This window comes from Sulfurisphaera tokodaii str. 7, from assembly GCF_000011205.1.
GTDB classification, from domain to species: Archaea; Thermoproteota; Thermoprotei_A; order Sulfolobales; family Sulfolobaceae; genus Sulfurisphaera; species Sulfurisphaera tokodaii.
The window spans coordinates 2,617,140-2,642,316 of the sequence record NC_003106.2 but is presented as its reverse complement, the minus strand read 5'-3'; the positions used below and the strand labels follow the sequence as shown (position 1 = coordinate 2,642,316).

Annotated in this window: 21 protein-coding genes and 2 pseudogenes; 13 read left to right on the top strand and 10 right to left on the bottom strand. The window is 32.3% G+C overall.

The window, feature by feature from the left end:
- Nucleotides 1-557 precede the first annotated feature (557 nt).
- Entirely contained in the window at nucleotides 558-1,895 is a 1,338-nt protein-coding gene (locus tag STK_RS14350; protein WP_010980708.1) for an MFS transporter, read from the top strand.
- Between the two features lie 108 nt (nucleotides 1,896-2,003).
- Here the strand turns inward: STK_RS14350 and STK_RS14345 are convergent, their stop codons facing one another.
- Both STK_RS14345 and STK_RS14340 read right to left on the bottom strand, forming a co-directional pair.
- Nucleotides 2,004-2,840, bottom strand: a complete 837-nt coding sequence (locus tag STK_RS14345) for a hypothetical protein (protein ID WP_052846834.1) — start codon at nucleotides 2,838-2,840, stop codon at nucleotides 2,004-2,006.
- A 143-nt stretch (nucleotides 2,841-2,983) separates the two neighbouring features.
- Nucleotides 2,984-3,595, bottom strand: a complete 612-nt coding sequence (locus STK_RS14340) for a DUF973 family protein (RefSeq protein WP_010980706.1) — start codon at nucleotides 3,593-3,595, stop codon at nucleotides 2,984-2,986.
- Nucleotides 3,596-4,023: 428 nt separating this feature from the next.
- Here STK_RS14340 and STK_RS14335 point away from each other — a divergent pair, with 428 nt between their 5' ends.
- Nucleotides 4,024-7,212: a thermopsin gene (locus STK_RS14335; RefSeq protein ID WP_010980705.1), complete on the top strand. Its 3,189-nt coding sequence runs from the start codon at nucleotides 4,024-4,026 to the stop codon at nucleotides 7,210-7,212.
- Nucleotides 7,213-7,829: 617 nt separating this feature from the next.
- On the opposite strand, the gene STK_RS14330 is transcribed toward STK_RS14335, so the two are convergent.
- Nucleotides 7,830-8,636 (bottom strand): hypothetical protein, encoded by an 807-nt coding sequence (locus tag STK_RS14330; protein ID WP_198429711.1) that lies wholly within the window; start codon nucleotides 8,634-8,636, stop codon nucleotides 7,830-7,832.
- A gap of 273 nt (nucleotides 8,637-8,909) precedes the next feature.
- Between STK_RS14330 and STK_RS15820 the strand changes: the two are divergent.
- The 9 genes and pseudogenes from STK_RS15820 to STK_RS14295 form a co-directional block, all read left to right on the top strand.
- Nucleotides 8,910-9,110, top strand: a pseudogene (locus STK_RS15820) (ISNCY family transposase); the annotation flags it as partial.
- 158 nt (nucleotides 9,111-9,268) lie between these two features.
- A complete protein-coding gene (locus STK_RS14325; RefSeq protein ID WP_010980703.1) occupies nucleotides 9,269-9,802 on the top strand; it encodes a PaREP1 family protein in 534 nt (177 codons plus the stop codon).
- Nucleotides 9,803-10,406: 604 nt separating this feature from the next.
- A pseudogene (locus STK_RS15955) lies at nucleotides 10,407-10,511 on the top strand (ATP-binding cassette domain-containing protein); the annotation flags it as partial.
- Nucleotides 10,512-10,747: 236 nt separating this feature from the next.
- On the top strand, nucleotides 10,748-11,476 hold the full coding sequence (locus STK_RS14655) for a GNAT family N-acetyltransferase (protein WP_010980701.1): 729 nt from the start codon (nucleotides 10,748-10,750) through the stop codon (nucleotides 11,474-11,476).
- A gap of 96 nt (nucleotides 11,477-11,572) precedes the next feature.
- A complete protein-coding gene (locus STK_RS14315) occupies nucleotides 11,573-13,372 on the top strand; it encodes a S53 family peptidase (protein ID WP_010980700.1) in 1,800 nt (599 codons plus the stop codon).
- A 592-nt stretch (nucleotides 13,373-13,964) separates the two neighbouring features.
- Entirely contained in the window at nucleotides 13,965-15,098 is a 1,134-nt protein-coding gene (locus tag STK_RS14310; protein WP_052846833.1) for an MFS transporter, read from the top strand.
- 31 nt (nucleotides 15,099-15,129) lie between these two features.
- A complete protein-coding gene (locus tag STK_RS14305; RefSeq protein WP_052846832.1) occupies nucleotides 15,130-17,094 on the top strand; it encodes a GH116 family glycosyl hydrolase in 1,965 nt (654 codons plus the stop codon).
- Complete coding sequence (locus STK_RS14300) at nucleotides 17,078-17,725, top strand: zinc ribbon domain-containing protein (RefSeq protein ID WP_198429710.1); 648 nt, start codon at nucleotides 17,078-17,080, stop codon at nucleotides 17,723-17,725. Before STK_RS14305 ends, STK_RS14300 begins: the two co-directional genes overlap by 17 nt.
- A gap of 159 nt (nucleotides 17,726-17,884) precedes the next feature.
- A complete protein-coding gene (locus STK_RS14295) occupies nucleotides 17,885-18,166 on the top strand; it encodes a twin-arginine translocase TatA/TatE family subunit (RefSeq protein WP_010980696.1) in 282 nt (93 codons plus the stop codon).
- Between the two features lie 11 nt (nucleotides 18,167-18,177).
- Here STK_RS14295 and STK_RS16030 read toward each other — a convergent pair whose 3' ends face one another.
- The 6 genes from STK_RS16030 to STK_RS14270 form a co-directional block, all read right to left on the bottom strand.
- Entirely contained in the window at nucleotides 18,178-18,366 is a 189-nt protein-coding gene (locus STK_RS16030) for a zinc-finger domain-containing protein (RefSeq protein ID WP_420825194.1), read from the bottom strand.
- Entirely contained in the window at nucleotides 18,341-18,658 is a 318-nt protein-coding gene (locus tag STK_RS14290; RefSeq protein ID WP_010980695.1) for a TA0938 family protein, read from the bottom strand. The genes STK_RS16030 and STK_RS14290 overlap by 26 nt, the downstream gene beginning before the upstream one ends.
- Nucleotides 18,655-19,560 (bottom strand): C2H2 type zinc finger domain-containing protein, encoded by a 906-nt coding sequence (locus STK_RS14285; protein ID WP_010980694.1) that lies wholly within the window; start codon nucleotides 19,558-19,560, stop codon nucleotides 18,655-18,657. Before STK_RS14285 ends, STK_RS14290 begins: the two co-directional genes overlap by 4 nt.
- 47 nt (nucleotides 19,561-19,607) lie before the next feature.
- Nucleotides 19,608-20,600: an alcohol dehydrogenase catalytic domain-containing protein gene (locus STK_RS14280; protein ID WP_010980693.1), complete on the bottom strand. Its 993-nt coding sequence runs from the start codon at nucleotides 20,598-20,600 to the stop codon at nucleotides 19,608-19,610.
- A gap of 30 nt (nucleotides 20,601-20,630) precedes the next feature.
- Nucleotides 20,631-20,894, bottom strand: a complete 264-nt coding sequence (locus tag STK_RS14275; RefSeq protein WP_010980692.1) for a heavy-metal-associated domain-containing protein — start codon at nucleotides 20,892-20,894, stop codon at nucleotides 20,631-20,633.
- A gap of 97 nt (nucleotides 20,895-20,991) precedes the next feature.
- Nucleotides 20,992-22,434: an MFS transporter gene (locus STK_RS14270; RefSeq protein ID WP_010980691.1), complete on the bottom strand. Its 1,443-nt coding sequence runs from the start codon at nucleotides 22,432-22,434 to the stop codon at nucleotides 20,992-20,994.
- Between the two features lie 244 nt (nucleotides 22,435-22,678).
- On the opposite strand from STK_RS14270, the gene STK_RS14265 reads away from it, so the two are divergent.
- Together STK_RS14265 and STK_RS14260 are read left to right on the top strand one after the other, a co-directional pair.
- Nucleotides 22,679-23,449, top strand: a complete 771-nt coding sequence (locus STK_RS14265; protein ID WP_010980690.1) for a hypothetical protein — start codon at nucleotides 22,679-22,681, stop codon at nucleotides 23,447-23,449.
- A 425-nt stretch (nucleotides 23,450-23,874) separates the two neighbouring features.
- The gene (locus tag STK_RS14260; RefSeq protein ID WP_052847047.1) at nucleotides 23,875-24,165 is read left to right on the top strand and encodes an antibiotic biosynthesis monooxygenase family protein; all 291 of its coding nucleotides are present in this window, start codon (nucleotides 23,875-23,877) and stop codon (nucleotides 24,163-24,165) included.
- 9 nt (nucleotides 24,166-24,174) lie between these two features.
- On the opposite strand, the gene STK_RS14255 is transcribed toward STK_RS14260, so the two are convergent.
- A complete protein-coding gene (locus tag STK_RS14255; protein WP_010980688.1) occupies nucleotides 24,175-25,170 on the bottom strand; it encodes a CBS domain-containing protein in 996 nt (331 codons plus the stop codon).
- Between the last annotated feature and the right edge of the window lie 7 nt (nucleotides 25,171-25,177).

Sequence of the window (25,177 nt, the reverse complement as noted above, 5' to 3'; positions counted from 1 at the left end):
TTATAAAATATATATGGTTTTATTTGAATGGTACTGGTTTTGCTCAATTTTGGCTAATGTTATCATTTGTCTCAGAAAAAAGAGATTCCCATACTGACGCGTATAGGGAAATTTGATTTTTTATTTCTTGCTTGCTTCGTTTAGAACATTTTTCTCTAGACTTATTGGTTGACTGCATAATAATTGCCATAAATAATGAAGGCTAAGCTGTATTAATAGTTGTTTTTTAAGAATTCATGACGTCAAGTACTTTAGTCTTATTGCCATAAGCACAGAATCACTATTAAGTATGTATTCTATATCATATTGTAGTTTGAGGTATCTCAAGATAGTGGATAGGTAGGCACACATGCTTAGCCTCTAATGAGGTGGATTTGAAACTGTATGCTAAAAGGCCGGTTTGCAGTGTTTTTAGTCTAAATAAGAGAGTATATAGATAGTTTATTCTAGATAAATCAATCTTAAACCGATACAAATAAAAATTTAAATTAGAATATTAAGATAAAACATTAATGTATGAAGATAAATTTAAATATAATCGTTAGGATTAAACCTTGATGGAGCCTGAGAGATTTACCTCAAACACCACAAAGGCAATAGTGTCACAATTCGTAGGATTTCTACTAGATTCTTACGATTTAACAATGATATTAAGTATAGCACCCATATTGGCTAAAGTTTTATTACCTCCGGAATCAGCATTATTAGCTACATTCAATATAATACTTTCCTATTCTCTCACTATAATATTTAGGCCTTTAGGTTCTGCAATTTTTGGTAACTTAGGAGATAGGATAGGTAGGAGGGCTGATCTAATAATTACGGTTTTAGGTTTAGGGTTGGCAAGTGCTTTAACTTCTGCATTACCAACTTATGCACAAGTAGGTATATTATCGTTCATTCTCTTTGTTTTAGTTAGAATAATAGTAGGAATATTTGCTGGTGGCGAATATGCTGCTGGGCATCCTTTTGCTATGGAGTGGACTCCATATAAATGGAGGGGATTGGTGAGCGGGATTGTTCAAGGAGGATTTTCATTTGGTGCTGGGTTAGCAGCGTTAGTGGAAGCTGCTTTTATTGGAATTTACGGTGTTAGTGGTGTTGAAAGTTTCGCCTGGAGGTATGTATTCCTAACTGCTTTAGCACCAGCTGTAATAGCATTAGCTGTTAGATTAACCATGAGTGAAACCCCGGTTTTTGAAGATGTTAAAAAGAAGAATCTAATTAGGAAAACACCGTTTTTAGATCTGTTCAGAAAACCTTATAGGAGGGATTTCTTCCAAGTCATGTTATACATGACTGGTATGTTTTTCTTTGCGTATTCTCTATTTGCATTTGTTCCAGCAATTTTAGAAGATAAGCCTTCAGTGTTTTCTATTGGAACCGCGGAACAGGTGTATTATTATGGTACTTATGCCGCTTTTGCTGGTGCAGTAATATTTGGTGCGTTATCGCAATATATAGGGAGGAGAAGACTTACTATTATGTGGGCAATAGCCACTTTCATAATATCAATTCCAGTTTATTACTTGCTGTTTCATTCCGCCTCAATAGGGAACTACGTATTTGCTAGTATTGCTTCAATTATTATAGGGATAATAACTCAAGGACCTTGGGGTATTATACCAATTTACCTTTCAGAAAGATTTAAGGCTTCTATGAGGTCTTCTGGTGTGGGATTCGGTTATTCTTCTGGTATATTCATAGGAGGATGGTTCAGCGTATATGTACCTTTAATGCATAACTATTTGTTTAAGGCGATAGATACACCAACTAATATTTGGTTCTCTACTGCTGTATTATTAATGATAGGAGCAGTTCTTGTAGGAATAGGCCAGTATTTAGGGCCTGAAACTCTAGGGACTAAATTAGTAGAAGAGGTACAAAAGGTCTAAGTTCTAATTCATTTTTTCCCTTCTCTTTTTAAAATCCTAATAAACTCGTTAGCTTAACTGTGTTTATTTCTTTTTACTTTACTCTCCTGTTAAGGTTCTCGATAATAATCAAGGTTGCATTAAGAACGCTATTACAAAGAGTGATGTAGTTTCTGTATTTACATTACCTTCAGCTATTACGTGACCTTCACGGATAACGTAGTTAGTGAAGAATCCTCCTATACTGGATTGGAGATGTGATGAAATGTTATATATCTGCTTTATTATCGGAAGGTATTGTAATGCAAAAGTTTCATTATAATGTGCTATATATTTCCAGGCTATTATTGCTAAAGCTAATTTATATGAATCAAACGTACCGCCGTTAAAAGCTGCATCAATAAATCCTGAACCGTTCCAAAAGTTATTAATTGTTGTGGCGAACACTTTCTCAGCTATACTTATATTTCCGTTCTCAGCTTCATATATAGCATAGAGGAATGAGGTATCCGCATATTCGTACCACGATAAATAGGATGAGCCGTTGAACTCTATGGTATAGATAGGACCATAAATATGGACAGTTATAGGGGTGTTGAACTTCCAGGTAAAGTTATGCACATTCATTAAGGCTAGATATGGGGATATAGTGATGTTCCTTTCAATATTTTGCCAAACTATTTTCCATAGGGAGTTGTTTAAGTACTTTAACGCAATTACGGCAAGCAAATTATCGCTTTCTATATAATACGTATCTGAGAATGGGCACTCAGAGAATAGTTTAAGGGATGAATTGTAAGTTATCTTAAAATAGTTTTCTACTAGGGAGATAGAGATTGGAGGTTTTAAGTCGATGCTAGAGGTTTGGAAATTTGGTTTAACCTTAGTGTAGTAATAAAATGCAAAAAATGATACTACTATAATTAATATAAGAATTGTACTTACGATAACTATCTTCTTTATCATGATTAATTCTTGGATGGTTAAACCTAAAAACTTATTCATAAAGAAAATTTTAGTTATACTAATCGATTTTTTAATATCTCGATTAGTAAGCAGTGCTGATATACTAGAAAATTAAATTCAAAAACCAAGTATAAAAATATTATTTAGTGTCTTAATATCTTTAGGGTTAGCCCTAAAATATTAATTATACCTGCTAGGGACAAGAAGATAGGGCTTAGTGGTTCTAAAATCGCTAAGCCCGTTATAATTCCACCGGTTTTTATTAACGTACTTTTATATCTTTTACCAAGTCTGAAGTAATCTATACCAATGAGAACTACACCAATTGCATAGGCTGTAAACATTGCCGATATTAAGTTTAGGTATGTCCCGGAGTTATTACTAATGGTTAATGGCCCTAGTCTGACGGTAAAAGGAGATACTATTATTCTCAAGGGGGCTACAATAACGAGGAGGAGGAAGATCGCAAGTAAGATTACTCCTCCAATAACCCCTATATCTACATCTATATTAGCTTGTCTGGTATAAACAAAACCGGCTATAAGGAGATATGCGGAGATGAAAAGGGGGATGAGTGATATATCTACTGTTGAGAATATTTGCTTGGCTGTTAGCAACGACGGGTAAAGAACACCGCCAAACCCTTCATAGCCGTAAATAACACTCACATAAAGTGAACCATAAAACTGTCCTATAATTTGAAATAGGTTAGCAAGGACTAGAAGTATTAAACCAATCTTCTCTTTCCTATCCACAATAATATTATAGTTTTAAAATTTAAATAATTTACGTAGGATTTACCGTTCTTTATCTCTATGTGATTCTCTCACAGTCATTTAAATATTATCTAAAGGATTCTATAAACTCTTTTTCAGAGGTTTTTCCTCTAAAGTTTTACTAAAGGCAATCTATCTAGGTGAGTTCATTCCCGTATATTTTTTACATAAACTAATTATTGGGCATAAAAATCTTTACAAATTAGTCTTACTAGACTGATCTTATGAGACTAAAAGTCAAAAAATAAGGAAGATAAAAAGCTGGGCTTCGATCTACAGAAAAAGTAAAACAGGCAAGAGACAGATAATACTATATTGACTTAGCTAGTTATATTCATACTAAATCCTTGTCATACGACACTATAGGTTTGCAAAAGTTTTATATACACACTTTAATAAGTATTCTTATGGAGAAACTTCTTGTAATCTTTTTGCTCATTTCACTATTGACTTGTACAACACCTCTGTATACAACACATCAAATAGGAACTGCCTCAATACCAGTTGTTGGTAAATACTTTAGGAACGTCACTAATAACTATGGCTATGTAAATATAAATGCATTTTATTCGTCAGAACCAGCACCCATGGGAATAGCTGATTACGGTATAGGTCCGAACGGTCCGTATGTGCTAACTACTACACAGTTCTTAGGTTATATTAACATTATAGATTTGTCAGCACAAACATTTAACGGTACTCAATTAGTTAATAACTGTGTCAGCTTCCAGCTTAATGCTGTCCTCACTTATAATCACAATGGAATAACTTATTCCCTGTGGGTTCAGAATATAGTGAGGTTTGATACAGCAAATAACGAAGTTGCATTTTTAGATAACATATGGAATTATACGCAAATATATGCTAACGCCAGCGGTCTATCGGGTAACGGACAAATAGGTATTGTTTATTATGGTTCTCATGCAGTTGAGTATTATTACGATTGGGCTAATAATTATCCAGGAAGTTTTGTAACAGTAACACTCCCTACTACGATTTTAGTGTTAGTAAATGTATCAGTAAATAGTTTAGGCCAACCGGTGATCAACTTCTGGTATAATGATGGTTATGGCTGGGTGAAATATGATACTGTAGTAGTTACAAACGTTGAAGGTGCAAGTAATGTAAAATTCATGATTAATGGTAACGAATATACCGGATGGGGAACATTTTACGATGCAGAACTGGTTTTAGGAGGAGCATATGGAGGACTTAACGCCTATGTTTACTCAGCAAATATATACATGAATCTTGAATACTGGAATGGTCATAACTTTCAAACTGTAGAAAACGCATATAATTTCGGATCAGATACTGCAGAGACTGTTCAAAACGTAGTAGTAACTTATACAGACATGCCATTTAACGGTACACTGGTAAGTCATATAACTACTGGTACCGGAAGTCTCGGAGTACTGTGGGAACAGAACAACATATTAAACTTGACTGTAGACACCGGGATAAGTAGTGGTTACATTTTAGTCTATAATATGACTTATACCTATTCACCATCATATACGCAGTTCAAAATTCCATTTAATGGTGGTGAGGCAATTTTAGCTTTAGAACCAACAAACTATGCAATTCTAGTATACAATTCTAATGGTCAGCTTATTGGAGAAGCAAACGTTTTGAGGACAGTTGGGAGTTATACTACTGATGTTACACAGTTCAACATTATCGTATCGAATACTTCAATACGCTTACATCCCAATTCCTCTGCCTTAATAGATATTACAATAAATGCGTACGGTGATGTAAAAATTAACATCCTTACTCCCACTGGTGTAACGTATAATATTGAAAATCCAATATATGTTAATGGCCAGGGGACAGATATATTAACAATATATGCTAGTCAAATACCACCGGGCACTTACCCAATTATAATTAATGCCTCACTGTTTCCAGGTTTTTATAAGATTGTAAATATTACACTGACTATTATTCCAAGATATTATTTTGTAATTTTTGAGTATAACGTAATAGGTCAACCTTTACCTCAATCTCCTCAAATAACCTTAGAATTCCCCAATCAGACAATAACAACAATATACCTTACTCCTATAACTTCCCTTAAATTACCCGCGGGGACTATTTACACAATCCAGCAGATAATTTACGGTAATAATGGAATTAGATGGGCTACAGATAATCAAACTGAAGGTGTAATAAACAGTACGTTAACAATATTCTTTGTTTACTACGAACAACTAATGGTTAATTTTGAGTATAAAGTACAAGGTGGAGTTGGTTACAGCCCTCCACAAGTTACATATTATTACTTCGGATTACCGCAAACAATTACTGCACCAAATACTGTTTGGGTAGATTATGACTCCACTTACGTATATTCTCAAACTCTCCCAAGTTCTAGTTCACAAGAACGATGGATAGCCTACTCTTATTCTGGTACAGTGACAGTACCCTCTACAATTACCATTTATTATTATAACCAATACCATATCACAGTATTATCACCTATTCCAGTTCATGCTATAATCAACGGAACAAATACTACATTAACAACAGGATGGTATGATGAGGGAACTACAGTCGAAGTGCTCAATATAACATATTATCCGACCTCTGATGAGAGATGCGTAATAGTGTCAATATCACCCTCATCTTCCTTTACGGTAAACTCATCAATAAATGTCATAATTTCAACAGTTAAACAATTCCCAGTTATAGTTTCATCACCTATCCCAGTCTATGCTGTAATTAATGGAACAAATACTACATTAACAACAGGGTGGTATAATGTTGGTTCGGTTATACGTGTAGAAAACATCACTTATTATCCCAACCCATTTACCAGATATGTAATTACGAACATTACACCTAAAGAAGTGACAGTAGAAAGCCCGTTAACTATAAAAGTCTCGACATTAGAACAGTTCTACTTAAAGCTATCATCTCCTATTCCAGTTCATGCTATAATCAACGGAACAAATACTACATTAACAACAGGATGGTATAACAAGGGGATAAAAATAGAGATTCTAAATATCACTTACTATCCCTCGTCAGAGTCAAGATACGTAATTACTCAAATATCACCTTCAGCAATGCTTATATTAAATAAACCTTATAACGTTACAATATATGCGGTATTACAGTTCTATGTATCAGTCTCATCCAAAATTCCGGTTAAGGCTTTGATTAATGGGACTGAGACTATCCTCAACTCCTCATGGATAAATGAAGGAACTAAAATAGATATAATAAACTATACTTACTATATTAACAATGAGGAAAGATGTGTAATAACAAATATATCACCTAAGTCAGTGACCGTTGAAAATCCAACAAATATTACAATAAAGACAGTTAAGCAATTCCTAGTTACAGTTAACGGAGCGTCAAATTGGTACAATAAAGAAACGAGAATCACTCTTAACGCATCAGTTCCGTTCTATCTCGTGGGTGAATACATAGGGACATATAATGTCTCACCAAGAACAGTAATAACTGTTAACGGTCCGATATATGAGAAATTAGTAGAAACTCCTAACTATCCGGTCTTAATTACCATAGCTGTTGTAATAGCCGCTGCTGTAGCAATTGCAGTAGTTTTGATGAAAAAACGTTAGAATCTTCTTTTTTATAAGACATAAATGAGAGATTTCGAGGCCTAATCTTTCGTTTAAAAATAAAATAGTAGTCCATGAAATATTTGATCACCACCTATAAATTATCTTAATTATATTCCAACATATTGAGTACGTTAACTTAACGTCTTTTTTATTGAAGATCTAAACTCTATTAACTAATAGTACAAGTAAGAAACTTCTAAAATTAAGTTATTTCTATATATTAGTGAATTGAGAATCTAAACGTATTATATAAAACACAACTATGACGATTTTACTAAATGCGGTTAAAGAAAAGAGAAAACTCATTAGAGTATAATTCCCAGAACAAAGCAAGAATAGCACTTATAGGAAAATCTTTACATTTTTAAGTTACGTTAAACAAATGTAAGATATATTGTCTTATTAACTGAAAATTCCTTGTGATTAACGAAATAAAGTAAGGAAGTAAATTCAAAATATTTATTAGTTAATGAGCAAATATTATAATTTTTTATGGTGAGGGAATTTCCTTAAACTACTACAAGAAAATCAAGGTGTTAAAAAAGTTAGAGATTAGGGATGTAGTGTTCTTATTTCAAGAAAATAGATGCTATAAAATCTGAAGAAAGAATATTTTATGGTTTATTGGAATAAATTTTTGGCCTAATAGTTATCGAAAAACCATTATCTAAAAGAATTGTTATAATGCCTCCTTTATATTTAGATCTGGGAAACTCAGCATCTATGGAGTTAATGCCTATGTTAACATAACGGGGAATATAGGATATAGCTTGCCTATCGTTTAAGATGAGAGTCCTTATATATCCTTTAGTCTGAGAAATGAATCTTATTTTAGCTTCCCCAGTATCTTTAAAGAATATGCTGTCAGCTATATTTATAGCTAATATAAGCCCTATTCCTAAAAGTATTTCCCAAATAGTTCCTAAATTGACTGAAATTCCTATAATATCTGATAACTCGGGACTAATCTTGATAATGTGGGTATTATTAAGATAAGGAATTAAAATAAATAGTGAGTGTCCAATCGAGTAAAATATTACTCCGATAAACCCTATAATACTTGCTTCTTTATTTATATTAAGGATCTTAATAAAAATTATGATAAGAGCCACTAAATCTAATATTGCTGACAGTATATTAAAATAAAATAAAAATGAATTAAGGGTTGTAATACTGTGAAGTGAAGTTAAGTAGTAATATAAAACAATAATATTTACCACCTTATTTATTATTCCAATAATTCCACCGATTATTGTAATTGATAGAATCAATGAAAAGAAAATGATGGAGATTACATCTATGAAAAGATCAATGAGATTTATATCATATAAATCTTGCTTAACATTAGAGGAATTAATCATATAAACAGATATCATAGACGTTATTGGTATAAAAATGGCTAATACTCCTGAAATCAACATATAAAAGCTAATTCTTAACATGCAAAATGGTTTATTTCTTATATTTTATAAAACTTTTAGGTTGTAAATCCTAGTTATTATTAGGTTTATTTCTATTGTTGATTGGAATAAGTAATTAAATAATTAATGTTATATCATTCTAGGATTCATGAACAAGATGGTTTAACACTCATTCTAGTTTACAGTATACTTCTAGGTTTACTAAATTCAAGTATCTTCATAGGAGACGATTATTGGGGGAGATTTCTTCTTAATCAATATGAATGATATATAGAAGATATAATAGCAACATGAGAAAACCGTTGGGATATTGGGGTAGTGATTAGGGAGTTAAAAACACTAGATTTGGAGAAAGGTTCCTTTTTCTTACTTAGGTTAGGAACAGGAGTTTTGTGATCTTAAAGACTCTTTAGTGCTCTTGGCTTAAGGTTGTGAGCCAGGAGAATATCAAGGGTGATAAAAAATATTTATTAATCTTTGGGTGGGATTAAGAAACTGTTTAAGAGAAGGAAAAAGAAGTAAAATGCTATTAGTTATTAAAATCGTACTTGTATCCTTTATGAAGTTATAACAAAGCTTATTAGTAGTATGTTAATCTAAATACTTAAATAAGTTTACAAAGAGGTTATATTATGGAGTCACAGTTACCTAAATTTATCAGAGAGCCAGAGAAGTATTCTAGGTTAAGGTTACTTGAATCCTTGCAAGAGCTCTATTTAAGTGTTGAGATGCTTAAGGCTGGTTATAGTAGGAATTCTGCGAGTAAGCTCTTTCTTTCATGGAAGGCTCTTTTAAGCTCACTCGTTGTTGCAAATTTTAACAAAATTGTGGAAAAGAAGAAGAAGGAGGGGAAGGAAGATGATGTTAAATGGTATTTAAGGATAGGATATTCTGCACCTACTACTGGTTTAATGGGAATTTCTAGAGATCTTGAAGACCTTGGGTTTAAGGGGTTAGTTACTTTAACAACTGCAATGCTAGGAATTCATAGGTATGCATATAATGGTTTAGATGAGGATATAAGCCCCTTTCATAGTCGAAATGATGCGATAATATCAATAAAGGAGTTAGTGAGGGCTGAAGTTGAAATAATAAGTTCAATGAAATTAGGAGATGAAGAAAGAGAACTTTTAGAGAAGATAAAGAAAAAATTAAATGAAATTTGAGTGTTGTATTCTTAATACATATAAATATCTAGTGGCTATGAAGCTTTTTGAGGTTTGAGTTTCTTTAGTTAGTGTAGGACCTTGTAGAATTCGTTAAATCAGAAATTTACGGTCACGAGACGATGTCCAAGATGCAAATAATTGGATAAACCTATATTTCAGTATAAAGATAATTATTCATAAAAACGTAAATTATTGAATATTTTGAATTAAACTCAATAAATCATGAAGAGTGAGCGAAAATTTAAAAATTATCATACTCATAATCATATAATTATACATTAAATTATGAAGAAACATAATAAGAAATAATTATGCTAATTTGAAACAAATTTTCAAACTCTACAATTAAACAAGACTTCTCACGTTCATTTAATCCCACACTAGTTCAAGGGAGAATAATTAACCAGCACCTTTGTCCTAATCTTTGCTGAAAGCACTTCAAGTTAAGGAAGGGCTACATAAGTGTCAGTAGTGTGATCTTTAACCTCGCTTTAATAGGTGTGCTTGTGGTTAGTTACCCTAAAAAATTATTTCCTTTTCAAAACAAACAGTACTACATCGATTATTACAACCGCCACTACTACTCCAATAATTTAAGAGACCTACGCAAATATCTGGAGGACAACAGTAAAGGGTAGCTATTGCTAGGGCGTTAGTCACTAAACCTAAACTTATCATATCAGATGAATACACTGCAAATCTTGATTAGTAGTTTAAGGAAATTCCCTTACCATAAAAAATTATAATATTTTTTCATGAACTAATAAATACTTTGAATTTACTTCCTTACTTTATTTAGTTTATCACAAAGAATTTTTCAGTTAATAGTACAATATTTCTTACATTTGTTTAACGTAACGTAAAAATGTAACGATTTTCATATAAATGCTATACTAAGAATTAGGACAAAACGCTTTTTTAGTCAAGGCTAAACAAGTTCTTATGGTAGATAATCAACTAAGGAAGTTGTTCTTAAAGGACCCAATAAAATTTGCTTTTGAGATTTACGATTCGGAAATTGATTATGAATTTACGGAGTTTAGAACGGTAAATGAAGGTTATTTAATGATTTACACAAAGTTTAACCCTCCTACGATAATACTTTATGCAGAAAATGAAGCTACAGTGACTAAATTACTTTCATTAATAAAAGAGGATAAATTCGTATTATTCATAGAACCCAGGTGGAAATATCTGCTAAACTTCTCTAACATGAGGATATATCCAGAACTCTTGATGATTTGTAATTCTCCCAATGTGTTTAGAAGAGAAGATGTAAGGAGACTTACAGTTGAAGATTCTGATAAGATAATTGAGTTTTATGGAAAAGATAGAGGAAATCTCATAGTACAAATGTTAAGGAATAATAAAACAACGGTTTACGGTTTATTTCTGGGTAACAGATTGGTCTCAGCCGCTTACACCTGGATTGAAACTAGGGACGTAGGCATTATAGGAGGAGTTTTAACCAGAGAAGAGTTTAGGAATAGAGGCTTTGCATCTTCAGTAGTATCTCAACTTACTGAAGATATAGTTAAAAGAGGTAAGATTGCATCCCTCTACGTTAGGGAGGATAATACTCCAGCAATCCATGTTTATAAAAAGATTGGATTTATCGAATATTGGAAAAGGTTATGGGTATCTGTAAATACTGACACTAGACCACTATAATAGAACCCCATTCTAGAATAATAAGTAATGTAATATTAATAGAACTTTAATAGAGACCATAGTAAAGTTAATAAATTAATACGTGAAATTATAAATATGTTAAGAATTGTTGGAATTTTAGTTTTAATTTTACTAATGATCTCTGGAATAGTAAGTATAGCCCAACAATCAGAGCAATTGTATTACATTCAAACATCATCTCCAATATACTCAATAGTTCCAGGATCAGTATTCGTACAACCGTTAAATACTTCTACGGAGCTTTATATAGCAGTTTTGCTAAACTTCACTAATGTATCATCATTACTTAATTATCTTAATGAGATATATCTTTCACCCTCACTATTTCATAAATGGCTAAGTCCACAGCAATTTAGGGAGTATTACTATCCTTCTCAAAGTTATATCAACTCCTTAGTTGTTTATCTAGAGTCATATGGATTACATTATGATGGACAATACGGTTTAGCCCTAGTCTTTAACGGAAATGTAGGAGAAATTGAAAAAGCATTTAATACATATATAAATATCTATTACTATCCGTTTAAGGACCTATATTGGTTTGGACAAATAGGGATAACCGATATAGGACCATTCTATTACTTCTCTAATAACGTTACTCCGTCCCTGCCTTATAATGTTGGCAAATATGTTTTAGGAATTGTGGGAATAGATAGCTTAGATCCTAAAGTAGTAAGTTTAATTAAACAAGACGCTTGGAAATTAAACATAACCAGAGTAGGACAAGGGTTAATATCTAAAGTTGTAATTTCGCCACTAACGATACAACAGTATTTCAACTTCACTTTAGCTTATGAGCATGGCTTGAACGGTAAAGGGAGTGATATTGCAATTGAAGGAGTACCAGAATGTTATGTTAATGTTTCAGACATTTATGCATTTTGGAAATTGTATAACATTCCAAGAACTGGGAGTTTAGAGGTAATAATGTTTGGTAATGATACTTCTGGTGGACAATCTGCTGAGAATGAGTTAGATGCTGAGTGGAGTGGAGCATTTTCCCCTGGAGCGAATGTAACAATAGTTTTCAGTGATGGTTATGTAGGTGGTGTGAACCTAGTGGGTAATTTGCTCAATTATTGGTACGAGTATTATTATATGGTAAACTATCTATACCCTAACGTAATCTCAATATCTGTTAGTGTTCCAGAATCATATTTAGCAGCTTACTATCCCGCAATGTTAGATTTAATACATAATATGATGTTACAAGCTGCTGCTGAGGGAATAAGCGTGTTAGCCGCTTCTGGTGATTGGGGATTTGAAAGCGATCATCCGCCACCTAACTTCAGAATCGGTACATATAATACTATCTGGTATCCAGAAAGCGATCCCTATGTAACTTCTGTGGGTGGAATATTCATTAATGCGTCATCTAACGGAAGTATTGTTAGCTTCTCTGGTTGGGATTATAGTACTGGCGGATATAGCGTAGTATTCCCAGCACAATATTACGAGTTAACATCGTTAATTCCATTTACACCTACTTATGCTAGAACATATCCAGACATTGCGTTTGTATCAGCTGGAGGGTATAATATCCCAGAGTTTGGATTTGGATTACCGTTAATTTTTGAGGGACAACTATTTCTATGGTATGGTACTAGCGGTGCTGCTCCAATGACTGCTGCCATGGTATCATTACCTGGTGTTAGATTTGGTGCATTGAACTACGCACTTTATCATATATCCTATAATGGGATAGTAGTTTCACCTATTGGAACATTCCAAGGCTTAGTTGCATGGATTCCAGTAACTTCTGGGAATAATCCAACACCAGCTCATTACGGATGGAATTATGTTACTGGACCAGGAACTTATGATGCATATGCTATGGTCTACGATCTTCTATTATACTCTGATTATTCAGCTTAAGATAAATTTTTTATCTACCTTTTTCTTACATGCTTCCATTTTATTGTGATTGATATTGAAACTTAGATTTGTTAAACTTTACTGCAGTTTAAGGATATTTCCTTACCATAAAAAGTTATGAAATTTGTTCGTGAGTTATGAAATATTTCAAAATTAAACCTCTTATTATTGTTGCCTATTCATAAAAAATTTTCAGTTACTAAACGATTTTCCATAGTCTATTTTTAACGTAATATGTAAATATAATTTTTCTATAAATTATCCTAGAATATAAAATCCTTAGTGTGTATAGGTATTGGGTTTCACACCTTTTTATACTCTACACACTTTATTAAATAGCCTTAACAAAGAGGTATTATTTACAAGAAGTAGGTTTTGTACTCTCTTTGAATTTATGAATTATATTTGATCATTAGTTTAAAAGGAAACAATAAATCTTCAAATTACACGGAAATGTTTAGAAGAGACCTTGACCTTTAAAATCTCAGAAAGTATAATAAGTTTCATTTTATATCTGAGAGCCCTTTAAAAATCTAAAGTTCAATTTTTTAATAAGAAAATTTTTTAATACGACACTACTACATATTCGTCATTGAAGCCACTAAGAACTTATGCCGTGCTAAATAATCTTGCATCAAGTTTAATAAATCCCTTTATCTCGTTTTTTACAGCATCTTACGGAATTACTGGAGTTTTATTAGCAATTGTATCTTCAGCAAATACCACATTTCCTGGTGTAGTTCAATTTATTTTAGCAAAGATTTTCATAAGGGCTAAGAGAATAATAGAAGTTGGCGAATTCTTGACTGGTCTTCTCTGGTTATTAATAGGTTCTTTAGCAGTCTTTAACTCAATTTTTGTAATTCTTTATGTAGTAATAACAGTCTGTTTCGGAGTAGCTGACTTTGGCTGGTTATTGATTTTAGATAAGGTTAGCGAAACTAGAAGAGGGAGAATGTTAGCTTATTATTCTTTTTACGCTACAGTTGGAGGTTTTATTGCAACATTAATAACAGGGTTCATAGTTAGGGATAACCTTTATATGATGAGATATTTCTTTATAATTTCCGGCTTAATTTATATTATAAACTCCTTTATTATTTCTAAATCAGATGTTGATGCAGAATATAAAGGCGGTAAAATTACTTTGACTAGAAACTCAGAAATAAAGAAATTATTTGTAATAACATTTATATTTACTTTCATATGGTCAATGGCATGGCCCTTATTCCCTTTAGCACAAGTTTATAAGTTTCACATGAACGAGTTACAAATTGCAATTATCGAGTTAATTAGTGGAATTTCAACTCTTTCTTTACAGAGAGTAATTGGAAGGCTAGTGGATAAATCAAAAAGGCTAGTTATGTTTTTAGGAAGATTAGGATTAGCTACTTTTCCCCTATCTTATGGTTTAGCAACATCAGTTTATCAAATTTACTTAGCCTATATTATATCTGGTTTTACAAACTCAGCCTCGATTTCTTATACAGCATTCCTTTTTGATAATTCAAGTTACAATGAAAAAAGGGTTAATATTGCACTTTATAATATGATAACAGGTATTTCAGCTTTTTCTGGTTCTATATTTTCCAGCTTCCTTTTGGGAGTTCTCTTAACCAAAATGAACTTAATAATGGCTGTAAATTTAATGTTAATTTCAATTGGTATTCTCAGAATTATATCTTCCTTATTATATCTTAAAATAAAGGAAAATATAAGGAGGTAAAAATATACGTGTGGGAATTACTATTTTCTTCATGGTAACTTATACTGATAAAGATAAACTCACATCTGGTGTGCCTTTAGGAGGAATTGGTGCTGGAAAAATAGAAATTGATAACAGAGCCAGAATTGTGAACGTTACAATTGCAAACAATTGGATAAATCCAATTAAGGAACTTAAGAACTTTTTCATCTATATAAAACCTGAAGAAGGAGAAGGTTTCGTATTACAAAAAGGATTATCATTATTTCCTCAAGTGGAGCAAATTGTATATGAAGGACTTTACCCCTTTGTCTTCCTTAGGGGAAGAAGGAAAGGTATTGAAGTTAATCTTACTGCTTTTTCTTCACTCATACCCCACGATATAAGAAACTCAACTCTACCAGCAGTAGGATTCAAAATAAGCGTTAACGGAAGTAAGAGAGGTTATATAGCAATTTCTATGCCAAATATAGTTGGTAGTACTAAAATTGGGAGAATAAATGAAAGGGTGAAAAATGGGGTTATTTTTAAGAATATGAAGGCTAATGATTATGATCCTGCAAAAGGAGATATAACTTTAATCTCGGAAGAAGTTGACAGAGTGATTGTTCAATATGATGCTGATGAAATAATTACTGATTTAGATAAAGTGAAAGATAACCCTCATGAAGTAACTGGTTTGAGAGAAATACCAGCCAGTATTCTCTTTGCTACATATGAGAAAGAAGTAAAGTTTGTCTTCTCATGGTATTTCATTGGTAAGCATGTTTTCTATCCTTATGGACATTATTATCATAATTTCTTTAGCAACTCCTTAGAAGTAGCGAAATATTTTCTAGAAAACTTTGATTATCTAGAAAGAAAGACAAGAGAGTGGCAAGATAAAATAGGTTTTGATAGTTGGTTGAAAGATGCTTTAATTAACTCTGCTTATATTCTTTCTACTAGCACTTGGTTAGATGAAAAGGGGAGATTTAGCATATTTGAAGCTCCTACTAATTTTCCCTATCAAGGAACAATAGGGACATGTTATGAATTTGGCTCACTTCCAATACTCTCCTTCTTTCCAGAACTGGATAAATCCTTCCTGAATTTGCTTACCGCCTATATAAGGGAAGACGGATATGTTCCCCATGATTTAGGTTATTGTTCTTTAGATTCACCAACTGATGGAACAACCGCACCACCAAAATGGAAAGACTTAAACCCAACTTACATTCTGCTAATCTACAGATACTATAAACTCACGGGAGACATAGAATTCCTTAAATCAGTCTACGATAAGGTGAAAAAAGCTTTTGAATGGGAGCTTAAATTTTCTAGATACGGTCTAGAAGGTAAAATGGACAGTGCATTTGATGTAACACCAATAAAGGGGATTAATAGTTATACATTGTCGCTATATATAGCTTCGCTTTTTGCAATGAGAGAGATCAGCAAAACTGCTGGTGATAATTTAAACCTAGACGAGCAGATAAAGGAAGCTAAAGAAGCGTTTGAGAAAATGTTTAATGGTAAATATTTTATTGCTTGGGAAGGGATGGAGGATGCTGTATTTCTTGCACAAGTTTTTGGTGAGTGGTGGACAACTTTACTTGGTTTAGAACCTATAGCTGATGAAGAGAAAATAAAGTCAGCGTTAAGGTGGATAATAAAAGTTAATGGTAATGCGTCAAAATACTGCACTCCCAACTTAGTTAAAGAAGACGGTAAAGTTGTTTCACTTTCTCCTCAGACTTATTCTTCATGGCCTAGATTAGTCTTTGCAATTTGTTGGCTCTCAATAGAAAAAGGCATTTCTGAAGGTCTACAGTTATGTGAGAAAGAATGGCAAAACTTAGTTTCCAAAGGTCTTGTTTGGGATCAACCATCAAGAATAAATTCATTTAACGGTTTACCAGATCCAGTTGTAAGTTATTTAGACCACTATATAGGTAGTCCCTCTCTGTGGTCTTTTATTGTGAAAAAGCTTATAAATGCAGAGAAAGAGAATAAGGAACATGAAGCAATGTCCTAAATGTGGATATATGAATCCAGATGATGCAAAATTTTGTATGAATTGTGGTTCTCCATTTCCTAAAAAGAGAAGACTACTCCCAATAATTATTGGAGTTGTAATAGCTATAGCAATAATTGCTTCAGTTCCAATTGTCCTCGCAATTATGAATTCATCACCAGTAGTCCTTTCAGCATCTACTGTTCAATCAACATTAGGAGGTAAATGGTCTGTAGTAACTAATGAAACTTATATAGCTAAATATCCAGTGAAACAAATAACTATCGAATATGCTAACGGTACTAATGTTACAGTTCCATACCCACATCAAATAAAGACATATATTCATGAAGTGCTAGTAGGAAAAGTAAATTCAACTAATGTAACTATAATAGTCAAAGTAATAATTTATACTTCAAACATAACTATGTTCCATCATATGTTAGGTTTCGGTTTTCAATTTAATAATAATCAGTTTTATACTGATATAACAACATACGATGGATACAATATATTTTATGTTTCTTCAACGTTTCCCTATCCTCATACCTTCGTAACTGCTGTAAAGGGTAATGAGCTAATACAGATAAAAATCTCAGGTTATTCTGCGTCATTACAACAAGTTGAGTCCCTAATATCTGATATTAGCTGATGATCTAAATTTTATTTTTTACGTGTTAAATAAATAGTTTTAAAATTTATTTTCTAGTTTCTCCGTTTAAATCTATTTCATTTTTGTTTTAACATAGAGATTTTTTAATTAAACTAAAATTCAAGAGAAAGACTTATAAACATCAGTTAGGAATTTATTATGATAGATATGGCCCTAACTATAACTGATACCGCAATATTGCTTATTGTAGTAATTTTACTCTTCTTTGGAGCCTCAAAGTTACCAGAGGTTTTCAGATCCTTAGGAAGGGCTACTGGCGAATTTAAGAAAGGGCAGCTTGAGGCAGAATTGGAATTAGCACAAATGCAACAACAATTATCTCAACAAAATAAGAGTGATGAGTTAGCCAAAAAGATTGAGGAATTACAAAAACAAATTGAAGAACTAAAGAAACAACAGCAACAGCAACAAAGCAAATAATTTTTTCTTAGTCATTTGGTTTTTACTATAATACGAGTTTTTCCTATAATATGTAATTTCATATATGTATACCTATAATGTTCATTTAAAAAGCATTGCAGACAGTAAATATAGATAAGAGGAGTTATGTCTATTAAAAAAGGAACATAATACTTGGTAAAATTGTGCACATAATTAAACTTCTTTAAATATTCCCACATCTCCTTCTTCATTAAACTTTACATAGAATTTATATTCTTTTTCTCCTAACTTAGCAACACAAGTTCTTCCTGTATAATAATTACCATTAATTATTAATTCATCTATTTTACTCCATCCGGTCCTTTTCTTAACTTCATTAATCATATTCTTAAATTCTAATGCACAAAAATCACAGCAGAAGAACAATCTATCACCATCAATCTCTTCATAATACTCTCCCCAAGTAGCTCCGCATAATGCACATCCAGTTTCTTTACTTCCAGCTTCTTTTCCATTTACTATTATCTTCATTTTATGATCACCCTCATAAGTTGTGGTTCTAATTCAATTCCCCTTTCCAATCTAGCAAATAAATACTTAGAAAAAGCATCAAATGATTTTAACACATTTACTTGAATCTCTTCCTCCATTCCTTTTGCGTATTTTTCAACTAAGTATAAAGCCTCTCCAGCATGTGAAACATCAGCCTCATACCCCTCTCTCAAAAAATCCTTAACCGCTTGAGGGTATTCGTTAGACACTAATATTTGTGGGTCAAAATAGTGTAGTTTTGCCCCATAATTTCTCAAACTACGATCTGCAACTAACTCTAAACTATGCATACTAGCCATAGTAATTAACCAATGTTTTTCCTCAGCAATCCTTCTCCAAGTGTTAATTGCAAATTGAGTATCTGGTAATGGTTGCGTATTAAGGATTTTCTCTCTTGGCATTCCTAGTGATTCTCCCATTCTTAGTAGAAGCTCATAATGAGATGGTCTTCCCTTATATCCTATAAATTCAACAGCTATGTTTTCTAACTCGTATTCAACTACTTCATCTTTGTCAGTTTTAAATACAATAGAAGAAAGTACCTTAACCCAATTCTTTAAGAAGTGTTGATGTTCTATAACATATCCTAAAAGAACACCTCTAGTTGGTTTTTGCATTGCTAATATGAAGGGATGAGGATTCTCTCCATAGAACTTCTCAATAAACCTTTTTCTTATCCACATTCCTAAGCCTTCTGGAGTTGAGAAATAATCCTCTAATTTGTTTGCTAACTCTTCTTTACTAAGCCTCTTTATACTCAGATTTCTGTTCAGCCACATAACATGAGATTTATCACTCCTCTTATTAGCCATTAGATCTATATGTTCTGCAACATCATACCAGCTGTTAAATTTAATTTCACATGAAGGACAGATTGGCATATATTAATATATTTATTTATGTTAATAAACATGGTTTCAAAAAACTATTAAGTTGAGAGGAAAATTCTTCCATCCCTCTTCTCGTTAAACAATTCTTGTAAGGCTTCTTTACCCTCTTCAAGTTTGTAAGTTTTGTGAGTTTTTACTTTACAATCTTTACATAATTCAAGTAGTTCAACGAAATCCTTCCTATTCCCCCTGTTAACTCCCAATATCGAGATGTGTTTAGAATAAAGTTCAGATAGATTTAAGCTGACCTCAGCACCTAAAAGAGTCCCAAAAGTTACTATTCTTCCCTTCACACCAACAACAGAAAATCCCTTATTCCATAACTTCCCTCCTAAGGAATCAATTACAACATCAGCCATTTTTCCGTTAGTAAACTCTTTCACTTTCTCTTCAACTTCATCATATCCAACAACTAGATCTGCACCGAAATCCTTTAACCAACTCTTCCTACTTACAGCAATAACTTTAGCACCAAATTTCTTACCTAATTGTACCGCAAACATTCCAGTATTTCCGGATGCTCCAAAAACTACTAAAACCTCTCCAGGCTTTAAATTAGCCTCTTTTAATGCATGATAAGCAGTTAAAGCTGAAACAGTCATACTACTTCCTAACTCCCATGAAAACTCACTAGGTAATTTAAACACATACTTTTCCTCAACTGCAATATATTCAGCCCAGCCACCATTAGCATCTACTCCTATCCTTCCACCATTTCTACATAGAGTTTCATAACCAATCATACACATATCGCAAGTACCGTCAAATATTCTACCGTAGATTGTAACTCTATCACCAGGTTTAACCTTAGTTACTCTTTCACCTACTTTTTCAACTTCTCCAGCAAACTCTACACCCGGTATATGAGGAAGTGGTTTTACATTAAGCCGTGTTACAGTATAATAATCTACTGGATTTACTCCAGCATATCTTACCCTAATTAGAACTTCGTTTGGACCTATTTTTGGGTCTTCATAATCCGTATACTTAAGGTTTTCTATTCCGCTTTTATCAAAAACTAATGCCTTCACACTTTTGTTTTATTTCGAACAATAAAATGTTTAACTGAAGAGTAATCTACGCTTTACCCAGATAACCTTGTATTCGTGATATGGAGTTTCTTGTGAGACTTCACTTATTACATCTTCAATTTCTTCTTTAGGTATTTTTCTTTCGCATTTCAAACGTACTTCAGCGTATTCTTCATTAAAGTTAGGAATAATTTGGATATCAGTTACTCCTTTTAATGTTGATAGAGCTTTATACACTTTTCTAACGCAGTTCTCGCAGTATATACCAGATACTTTAAAGCTAATTTCTTGCATAATACTACTATCTCAAGAATAATTATAAACTTTCTTTTTTATATTTTATAAATCAATTTTTATGCCGTTAGGAGAAATTAAGTTTTTTAAACAACTGTTAAGAGGTTCTGATAGATACGCTGATTCTTCTATTATGAATCTCTTCTTTTATTCTCGTAGCTAATATAGAAACTAAAACAGTTGTCCCCATAGATACTAAAAATGAGTATTCAAAAGCTAATCTCGAAGGAATAAAAGCAAACATCGGAATGTTATTTATATAACCTTCAAACAGCGGTGTTTTAAAAGTATCTTCTAACGATCCAACTACTATTGGACCTAAAGTATTTCCCATTAATCTCATTGCAGTATTAGTACCAGTTAAAGTACTCATTCTTTCTCTATCTGAAGAGGCTATAAGTAAAGTCACTCTAGTCACATTCATTCCAGAAATAAAAAACAAAATTAAAGCCAAGAAACCCATGAGTTCTATTATTGAAACTTTAATAGAAATAATATACGAAAGGAGAAGAAGAAGGAAAGATGAGATCGAAGAGGACAGCAATATTACTTTCTTATAACCAACTTTTGTTACTAAACTTCCAAAAAATGGTCCGGCTACTAGCATTATTAATGCAATAGGTGCTATAGTTTCACCTGTCTGTAGAATATCCATTCCATAACCAACCGGACTAGGAAGTTCAAAAATAAATACTAGGGATTGAAACGTGAGAAATAAACCGAAACCTGTTATAAATGATGAGATGAGTGGAACTGCAATATTAGGATTCTTGAAATCCTGAGGATTTATCACAGGATTATCAGTTTTGCTTATATGTAATGAGAAGATGTAGAAAAGAAGGAAAGAAATTGCAAGTGATGTAAAAAATTGTGAAGATAACCAGCCCCATGTAGGTGCTTCAGTTAGTCCAACACCTAAGACTAAGAAGGATAAGGAGAGAAGAATAATCCCCACTGTATCTAACTCCCTGCTTATAATTTTGCTTTCGGAAGAAGGTAATACTACATAAGCTATAACAGTTGATAAGAGTAAGAAGGGAATTGCTGTTTCATACGCAAATTCCCATGAGAAATACTGTGAGATATAACTCCCAATTGGGATCGCTATTGCAGCACCTACTGCAAAAGTTGATGCAATGATTCCTTGAGCTATTGGCAGTTCTCTATCTGGTATTCTTTCTCGTAATATGGTATAAGCTATTGGGTTTATGCTTAAACCTATTCCTTGTATGCTTCTTGAAAGAATAAGGATAGGATAATTGGGTGAGATCGCAGATAGAAATACGCTAAACGTGTACGCAATAAGAATAATGACTAGGACTTTCTTCCTTCCGTAATTATCAGCTAATTTTCCAAGAAAAGGAGCAAGAGCCATTCCTGCTAATGTCTCTGAAGATAATATCCATGAGGCTTCTGATGATGTTATTGAAAATTGGTTCTCTATTTCTGGTAAGGAAGGCAAAATCACCATTTCTACATACATTGTCATTATAGTTATAAACGCAAGAATTGGGACATATCTTAAAAAAGTCCTCTCCATTAAAGATATATCTACATTAAACTACTAAACCTTTACTCTTGATTTGGAGAAATAGTATTAATATTATCTATGAATATAAGTATGAAATTAAACAGTAATATAAATATTAGGCGCAATGTACTAACATACATTTATCATTTAATCGTAAATATATAAAAACTATTTAGTCATTATAATAATTTTTTAGATATTTATTAAACACATTGTAATAAAGCTTATTATATCTATTTTCGTCATTTAAAATATGGTATCCCTGATTATATTATCTGTTCTTGCGAGTATAATGGTAATGGCAATAATTGCTACACTAATTTTTGCTATAAATGGAAGAAGTTATACCAGAGTATTCTTCGTATACTTCATTTTAGGTATGATGATGCTCATGTTAGTTGGTGCTGTACTTTATCTGCTTTCTCCTTCTCAAGAATCATTGGAAATAGCGTTTGGAATAAACATGATTTACATGATTATCGTTCTAGCATATTATTTTATGATCGCGGAAGATATCTCAAATAGAGTAATTAATAACTTAAAACTTCACTCAGTAGCATTAGGCATATTAGTTGTTATAAATGAGATCCTTATGGGTACTACTTTTACATTAGCACAATACGGAAGAGGACTTTTTACTACAGCTTTATCTTCAGTTTATTATTCTGTGAATAGTTTATGGTTTTTCTATCCAATGATGGTTGAAATGTTAGGTCTTTATCTTTATCATTTTATTAGGGGTGACATATTCAAAAATCTATTCGCGTTAATAGGCGTAGCTACCTTTCCTCCAACTATATTCAGTTTTTACGAATGGGTTTACACGAGTATAGGATTTTCCGTTATTTTCTCATTAATAGGAATTTTAAACTCTGATAAAACTTGGAAGATAATTTATGGCTTATTAGCATCAACTACACTCCTAGTTTTTATTTCTCCGTATCCTTATGATGCAATGGTAATAATTTCCATGATTTTCTATTATTCTAAAACAATAACTTTAGGAGCTAAAACAATATCATAAATTACAATAACTATTTTCTTTATTTACCTTTTTAATTATGCAAAAGATTATCTAAATAGTAGATAATATCTTTAAAATTGATTATAAGGTATAGTTTAGTTATTAAGAATTGAAAGAGTATGTTCAATTTTAGTTTTACGCCAAGTCGTAATTTTATAAAATGAATTTCATAAAATTATAGTGAGCTGTATTCCACCTACAACATGATCATGTTTTTATTTATCAGAAATTAAAAAAATTATTCCTAAGATTTGCAATGTTTACATTAAGCTCCAAACTTATTAAATTTCTATGTAACTGCAAAATTTAACGTTAAAGACCTTAAAACTAAAGAAAAACACTAACATGTGCTAAAGCTAATAAACCCTACATGGTTAATTTTTTATAATATATTGATAAAACAACTAAGAAAGGGGTGTTTTTGGTTGATTAGTGTTGGTTTTTATTATAGGGTTAAGAGGGGTTTTGAGGGTGAGTTTGAGAGGAAGTTTGGTGAGGTTGTTTCTTTTTTGTCTAGTTTTAAGGGTTTTAGGGGTGCTAGGCTTTATAGGAGTGTTGATGATCCTTCTGAGTATTTGATTTATAGTGAGTGGGATGATTTGGAGTCTTATAAGAATTTTATTAATAGTACTGCTTATAGGGAGACTGTTGAGTATGGTAAAAGTATTATTGAGGGTAGACCAACACACAAAGTATTCCAACAAATAAACACATAAAAAATTAATCTATAATAGGTTTTTTCCTATCCAGACCATATCTTTTATTAATTCTTTAACTTGCATCAAGTAATAGTTACTATTTTCATCAGATATTATCAGATGCCGAAGATTATGCTGTAGCATCACGCTAACTGCTTTATTTATTTTATCATTGATAGAAAGTATAGGTACTTTTCTTGGCTTTATTTTTTCGTCTTCTCTACTCCCATTTCCGATCATTTTGATAGCATCTCTAATAGTGAAGATACCTACTTTTTCTTCTTGTACAATAAGTGCTTTAACTTTTTCTCTATTCATTATTTGTAACGCGTCTATGAGAGTAGTATTTTCATCAACTACTATGTGTTTAAAATCTTTTACCACATCTCTTATAGATTCTGTACCCTTAAATGGCAATAATTTAGTATTTATTATATCCGTTACACTAATACCCCTTAAACAGTCCCTTATAGATAACATTCCAATAATCTCTCCCTTGACAGATATTACCGGTAGATGCCCTATGTCTTTCTCAAGCATTATCTTTATGGCATCAAATACTGTCTCTTTCTCCGTTACAGTTATAGCAGGATTTTCAAAATTAGATATATCATCCTTTCTATTTAGATAAAGCTTCACTACATCACTCTCTGTGATAATGTTAAGCTTTCCTTTCTTGTAGAATGGTAAAGAAGCTATATTAAAATTACTCATTATCTTAGCTACTTCATATATTCTCTCGTTTCCGTTACACATAATTACTGGTTTATTCATATACCTTGTTACCCTACTTACCGTTATCTTTGCCCTTTTACTGACTTCCGTAGGATCGGATATTACTATTATGCATGAATATGGGCAAACTCTTTCACATGCACCACAGCCCGTGCAGTCCCAAGGTCTTACTACTTTAGCTATTCTATCAACTTCATCCACCTCTATACATTTTGCTAATGCACATGCTTTTTCACACATAAAACAACCAACACATCTATCAGCATCAATTATAACTATAGGTTCCACAATCTCA